5 protein-coding genes are annotated in these 7,120 nt (G+C 36.4%); all 5 read right to left on the bottom strand.

The features are described 5' to 3' along the window. Window positions 1–74 precede the first annotated feature (74 nt). The 5 genes from NU08_RS14460 to NU08_RS14440 all read right to left on the bottom strand — a co-directional run bounded on the left by NU08_RS14460 (window position 75) and on the right by NU08_RS14440 (window position 7,110). Window positions 75–344: a hypothetical protein gene (locus tag NU08_RS14460; protein ID WP_129747881.1), complete on the bottom strand. Its 270-nt coding sequence runs from the start codon at window positions 342–344 to the stop codon at window positions 75–77. Between the two features lie 185 nt (window positions 345–529). Continuing rightward, a complete protein-coding gene (locus NU08_RS14455) occupies window positions 530–811 on the bottom strand; it encodes a FoF1 ATP synthase subunit delta/epsilon (RefSeq protein WP_129747880.1) in 282 nt (93 codons plus the stop codon). 83 nt (window positions 812–894) lie between these two features. Next, window positions 895–2,406 (bottom strand): F0F1 ATP synthase subunit beta, encoded by a 1,512-nt coding sequence (gene atpD, locus NU08_RS14450; RefSeq protein WP_008465465.1) that lies wholly within the window; start codon window positions 2,404–2,406, stop codon window positions 895–897. A 237-nt stretch (window positions 2,407–2,643) separates the two neighbouring features. Further along, entirely contained in the window at window positions 2,644–4,197 is a 1,554-nt protein-coding gene (locus NU08_RS14445) for an SGNH/GDSL hydrolase family protein (RefSeq protein ID WP_129747879.1), read from the bottom strand. Window positions 4,198–4,281: 84 nt separating this feature from the next. Then, window positions 4,282–7,110, bottom strand: coding sequence for a TonB-dependent receptor domain-containing protein (locus NU08_RS14440; protein WP_129747878.1), 2,829 nt, complete (start codon window positions 7,108–7,110; stop codon window positions 4,282–4,284). Between the last annotated feature and the right edge of the window lie 10 nt (window positions 7,111–7,120).

Below are 7,120 nucleotides of genomic sequence, written 5' to 3'. Positions count from 1 at the left end.
AAATGCCCCAAATAGTGTCTAACTTTTTGGGGCATGTTCAAATCTGGCTTTAAATATATTTTGCTGTAAGCAGTTTAATAAATCGTGTACGTCACCGTATTACTTGTTGTACTATTAATAGTGTATTGCGTAGTCGCAGGATAGCCACGTTTCACGATATCACGTTCCGCAGCAGTGAGTGGCGATTCACAACAGATTCCCAGCCAAGGAGCGGTATACGTTGGACCAAATACGACATTTGAAGCTTCTACAGAAACTTTAGTAACATTATCAGAACTTGTGGTTAGAGACATTGTCCCAAAACCTAATGCGATAAGCAGCATTCCTAAAAAAACTTTTTTCATAATATTTTTTTTAAATGTTAATACATTTACAAACGTAGTGTATATACAGTAAAATATTACATTTTTTTATTCGCTTTTTTACCTATTTTGTTAATTTTCTGACAGATAACATTAAGACCAATAAATAAAATAAAATAAAAAGCCAGACAATACTGTCTGGCTTTTCAACTTATTTTGAAATTGTTTTAGTCAACTAATACAATTATCTTATTGTTTTTCATTTCGATTGTCCCTGACTTAATCTCTAAAGTATAAGTTTGGTCATTAACTCTCGTAAATTTATCAGCAGCCTCCTTAGAAAAACTGAAGCTTGGAGCTGCAATTTTAATTGTTCCTTCTTCTAAGATTGAAACAATTGGGGCGTGATGATTTAAAATCTGAAAGCTTCCATTAACTCCCGGCAAGCTAACTGATGTTACCTCTCCTGAAAATAATTTCGCTTCTGGTGATACTATTTCTAAAATCATATTTTTTTTAGTTAATAGTTGATGGTTGATGGTTGATGGTTGCTTTCTAACAACTGACAACTAACAACTAACAACCAATATTATTATGCTTCAGCTAACATTTTCTCTCCAGCTTCGATTGCATCTTGAATAGAACCTTTCAAGTTGAAAGCTGCCTCTGGAAGGTGATCTAACTCACCATCGATGATCATGTTAAATCCTTTGATAGTATCTTTAATATCAACTAATACACCTGGGATACCTGTAAATTGCTCTGCTACGTGGAAAGGCTGAGACAAGAAACGTTGTACACGACGTGCTCTTGCTACAGCAAGTTTATCTTCTTCAGATAACTCCTCCATACCAAGGATCGCGATGATATCTTGTAATTGTTTGTATTTTTGAAGAATTTCTTTTACTCTTTGTGCACAGTTGTAGTGCTCATCTCCTAAGATATGTGGAGTTAAAATTCTTGAAGTAGAATCTAACGGGTCAACCGCAGGATAGATACCTAACTCAGCAATTTTACGAGACAATACAGTTGTAGCATCTAAGTGCGCGAAAGTTGTAGCTGGCGCAGGGTCAGTTAAATCATCCGCAGGAACGTAAACCGCTTGTACAGATGTAATAGATCCTTTGTTTGTAGATGTAATACGCTCTTGCATTGCACCCATCTCTGTTGCCAATGTTGGTTGGTAACCTACCGCAGATGGCATACGTCCTAAAAGTGCTGATACCTCAGAACCTGCTTGAGTAAAACGGAAGATGTTATCAACGAAGAATAATACATCTTTTCCTTGGTCTGATCCAGCTCCATCACGGAAATACTCAGCGATAGATAATCCTGAAAGTGCCACACGTGCACGAGCTCCAGGTGGCTCATTCATTTGTCCGAAAACGAAAGTAGCTTTAGACTCTCTCATTCCTGGCATATCTACTTTAGATAAATCCCATCCTCCATTTTCCATAGAGTGCATGAAATCTTCACCGTATTTAATAATTCCTGACTCTAACATCTCACGAAGCAAGTCATTTCCTTCACGTGTTCTTTCACCTACTCCAGCGAATACAGAAAGTCCTCCGTGACCTTTTGCGATATTGTTGATCAACTCCTGAATCAATACTGTCTTACCTACTCCAGCACCACCAAACAAACCAATTTTACCTCCTTTTGCGTAAGGCTCGATCAAATCGATTACTTTGATACCTGTAAATAGAACTTCAGATGAAGTTGATAAATCTTCAAATTTTGGTGCTGGTCTGTGGATTGGCAAACCGTTCTCTCCAGATTTTGGCAAATCACCTAAACCGTCAATTGCATCTCCAACAACATTAAATAATCTTCCATATACGTCTGGACCGATTGGCATTTGGATTGGACTTCCAGTTCCAACTACCTCATATCCTCTAGACAAACCGTCTGTAGAGTCCATAGAGATTGTACGAACAGTGTTTTCTCCAATGTGAGATTGTACTTCTAGAACTAAGATAGTTCCGTCTTTTTTAGTGACTTCTAGTGAATCATAAATTTTTGGAAGTTCAACATCTTTACCGTTGAAAACTACGTCAACTACTGGTCCAATGATTTGAGCAACTTTTCCTATTACTTTTGACATTACTTATGTATTTATTAAATAGCTATTTAGGTTTATCGAAAATACCTCTTTTTTCAGAGCGCAAAGATAATTTTTTAAAATATAAAATCAATTTTTTTTTCATAAAAAATAGCATGATTTTGTTTGATTCATAAAACTTGTCCAAAAAACAACAAAAACAGCATTTTTTTAATAAAAGAAAAAAACCGCTTCATCTGTAAAAATGAGCGGTTTTTTGATATTGAACTAATTCTTCAATTATAATTGTTTTGGAAATAGAACCTGATAATTACCAATATCCACACCTTTTAAGTTAGAACCATACTTAGCATTAATGGCCTGAATAAATTTATTAGCAATAAAAGCATACCCTCTTGGAGTAGGATGAACTCCATCTAAAGAAAACATACCTCCAGTAACAAAAGTAGCTTTCAGTGTAAAATTGTTCATTGTAATTCCGCTTGCTTTATTTAAATCAGACATAATTGATTCCGCATCAACAATTGCCAAACCATTTGCTTCAGCAGCCGCTTTTATAGTTGCATTATAAGCTGCGGTTGCCACTCCTATTTCATCTACTTCAGATGGCAACAAAACATATCTGTCTGGCAAAGGAAAAGTAACCCCTAATTGCGCTAACGATGGCGAAGGCGAAGCGATTCCGTCTAAAGCAACACTTGGCGCCTTACCTATTCTTGTAGAAGCCCCTAAAACAATTAAATCAGTAGGCAATGCTTGTCTCGCTCTTCCAAAAATCATCCCCATTGCGGTCGCAGTATTAACATCTAATCCACCACCCATTAGTACTGCCTTTAAATTTGCTGACAAATCAGGCAACGTTTCATCTACAATCAATAACGGATTATTTCCTGTTGAAGACAGAAGCTTAATTCTATCACCTTGGCCTAAAAATGCTAATGCATTATGCAAAGGACCATACAATTGCGCATTTAAAGTTGGAATCAAACTAACTCCTTTATCTGTTAAACTTGCTTGACTAAGTTGATTATAAGCAATTACATGAAAATGAGGAAGTGTTGTTATGACAGGAAGATTTGCCACAACACCTTTTCTTCCGCCAGCAACAAGCTGAGCAACCAAAGCTTTGTAAGCACCATCAAAAGTAGCAGGAGGGGTTAAAGGATTAACCGTAGGATCTCCACCAGCCGTTGCATATCCTAACTCATCATTACCTCCGATCCATAAAGAAAAGAAAGTAGGATTTTGACTTAACGCATCAGCCAAAACAGTTGTTGTTGCACTAGATGCGAAACGAGCAAAATATGGATTTGCTGTTCCTGTAGCAACACCTGCAGCATTACCATAACCAGGAGCAAGCAAATGAAAACTTTTTGCCCCAGGAACCCCTAAATTATTAAACGCCCCAGATAAATGTGCTGTAACCTCTGTAGTAGGCACTCCACTTACAGGATCAACAGTTGAATTCGGATGTTCTGGCGTTATTGCTGTATTAAAATACAAACGCGGTCCGCTAATTACATTCCCTCCTAACAACAATCCACCTACATTATCATTTGCAAAAGGCGTTTTAAATTCACCTCCACCTACTAAAGCAAATTGCTGTGCCAAAATATTCGGATAAGCCCCTTCTTGCCCTTTAATAAACAAAGCATTATCACTAAAACCTGCGGCAAAAGAATCTCCTAAAGCAACATATTTAGAAAAATCAGCACTTCCAGCAGTCAAAGCTTTACCATCAGATGACTCTACCACTGGAGCCACATCATCATCACTATTACAAGCCATAAAGGTCAACGAAACCAATAAAAGCCACTTGAAATTTTTTATCATAATTTATAATTTTTATAATTATCTGCCTCCAAACTAAGCGTCTAGAAACATAAATAATGAATTTGACCTAGAGTTTACAATCAATTATGGATTAATTGTCCAAGAAGCAAAATACTGCTGTCCTATTAATCCAGCCCCAATTACCTGGTAATATTCTTTTCCGCCGATATTGGCTGCTCCTAATTTTACTACTGATTTTAATTTTGGAATTCCATAATTTATCTGAGCATCAATTACAGTTGCCTCTTTAATTATACCATCAGCAAAACCAGCCTGCCATAAATATTCACTGTTCCATCTTCCGCTTACATTAAATCCAAAATTTTTAAACAGCTTATCATTTCCAATTGACATTTTAACTCTATGTTTTGGCGTATTAAATCCAGGCTCAAAACTTGGATCTTTTGCTTGATCAAAATCAAACTGAGCATAGTTATAGTTTACTCCTAATTCGAAGTCAGAAATTATTTTTCTAGAAAGTCCAACTCCAAATCCTAATGAATGTATCTCTACATCTGAATTTGTGTATAATTGATACGCTCTATATTCTCCGTTCTGAAGCGCTCTGATTGATTGAACACCTGGATCTGAAACACCTGCAGCAATATTTGGATTATCCTGAGCAGTTCCGTAGAAAGGAGAAACCACATTTAAATTACCGATAAAGTTGTTATATATATTATAGTAACCGTTAAGATCTATCGATGTACCTTCAAAAACAGAACGATACCCTAACTCAAAAGCTTTTACTTCTTCAGGTTTCACATAATTCGCTCTCGATTTTTTTAACAGTGCTGCTGCTGCAACTGGATCTGTTCCTGCCATTGCAGAAAATGCAGTTACCGAACTTGCTATGTAAGAGTTCCCATAAGCATCATTACCATTCATTACTTTTGTCGGGCTTCCTGCATACATCTGACCTTCTGCACTAAGATTAAAAGTTTCATTAAACCTTGTCAAGTTATCAGGAGCAGAACCAAGCAATACCGCATTTCCAATATTAAATCCTATGTATTGATCCTGAGTTGTTGGATTTCTAAATCCTGTTTGGAAAGACCCTCTGAAATTATGATTTCTTTTTTCTCCAGCTGAGTACACAAGAGACAAACGCGGAGAATAATTACCATCGAAGTTTTTAGATTTATCATAACGAAGAGATCCCGTAAACTTCAATCTATCATCCATAAATTTCTTCATCAATTGCGCATATGCACCATATTCATTATAATTTATCTGACTATTGGCATCAGTATAGATTCTTCCGTGAGAATTTAATTCATACGCCCTAAAAGAACCTCCAACCTGAATTTCAGCAAACTTAATTATATCTCTAAAATTGTAGTTTGCATCTGAATGATACATTTTTGAATTATCAACCAATCTTGATCCAGTTAAAACATCTGGATCACTTATAACCTGATTAAATGCATTTTTAAACTCTGCCGTACCAGGCAAAAAACGACCTGTATCAGCCGTAGATCTCGCAGTTGCATGAGCTTGTTCTGGCGTCATACCTGCTAAAGTTCCTTGAATAAATGCTCCTGCGTACTGACCAAACCAAGTATTATCGTCTTTCCATTTTCTATTTACGTTAATTCCCGTAAAAATCATATCATATGAATGACCTCCATCCTCACCTGTCATATATCCTCTCAAGAAGAAATTTTTGCCTTTAAACTCTAATTTATGCTGTTGCATAAAAAAATCATTCAAATAATACCTGTTTGCCCCTTGATAAACAGCATTTCCAGTACCGAATTTACTCTGCCAAATAATTTCCAATCTTTCGTCCCCGAAAGGTCTTCCGTGTAAAGAGAAATCAATTTTCTTATTGGCTGCTTTGTTATCTGTTAAATCAATTTCATTATACCCTGTTCTACTAACCATAGAATTTGGCAAAAGGTTAGATGCCCCCACAGGAATCAGTCCCATTGCCTCTAACTTTTGACCAACACCTTTAATATTTGTCGCTGCTTCGTCTCCATAAACATTTATCCCATCATAACTAGGATTTGTTCTATCAATGCCAGCTCTTGTTTTATCCTCATAATTTGTAGCATACCAATCTGTTGCCTGCATATAAGTAAAGTTTGCTTTGGCAGCAAAATATTTATTAAATGCGTGAGCAAATCGAATACCGAAATCATAAAAACTATTTGTTCCTGCGGCATCTTGCGAAGTTGCACCATACTTAAAATAAGTAGAAATCCCTTGATTTGTAAACGGACTTTTACTAGTCATAAATAAAATTCCGTTAAAAGCATTGGCTCCATATAAAGCAGAAGATGCTCCAGGAAGCAATTCCACACTTTGAACGTCAATTTCCGAAACCCCAATCATATTTCCTAAAACAAAGTTCAATAACGGAGACGCATTATCCATTCCATCTACTAGCTGCATAAAACGAGTATTCGCAACCGTAGCAAATCCTCTCGTATTGATTGACTTAAACGACATACTGCTCGTATTCATCTGAACCTCTTTCATGTTTTCCAAGCCATCATAAAAAGAAGGAGAAGCTGTTTTCTTAATTTCCTGGACCCCCATTCTTTCAATAGTTACAGGAGATTCTAAAACTCTTTCTGGCGTTCTTGATGCCGAAACTACAATTTCATCTAGTTTTGTTTCTTCACCTTTTAAAACCACATTTACTTTTTGATTTGTCGTTGTTACGCTTACCGTTTTAGACTCAAATCCTACTGCGGAAACCTTTACAGAAAAAGGCAGTTTAGCATTAGTGGTCAATTTAAACGATCCATCAAAATCTGTAGAAGCACCAGTATTTTCTCCTACCACAACAATATTGGCACCAGGAATAGATTGCTTGTTACTATCTGTAACCGAACCTGTGATTGTATTCTGCGCAAAAGATACTCCGCTGAATAACAACATAATTAGCAAGTAGACTCTCATTAGGGTTAGT

It is taken from the genome of Flavobacterium anhuiense, from assembly GCF_004151235.1.
Classification (GTDB): domain Bacteria; phylum Bacteroidota; class Bacteroidia; order Flavobacteriales; family Flavobacteriaceae; genus Flavobacterium; species Flavobacterium anhuiense_A.
The sequence above is the reverse complement of the archived record's forward strand: the minus strand, read 5'-3'. Positions and strand labels throughout refer to the sequence as shown.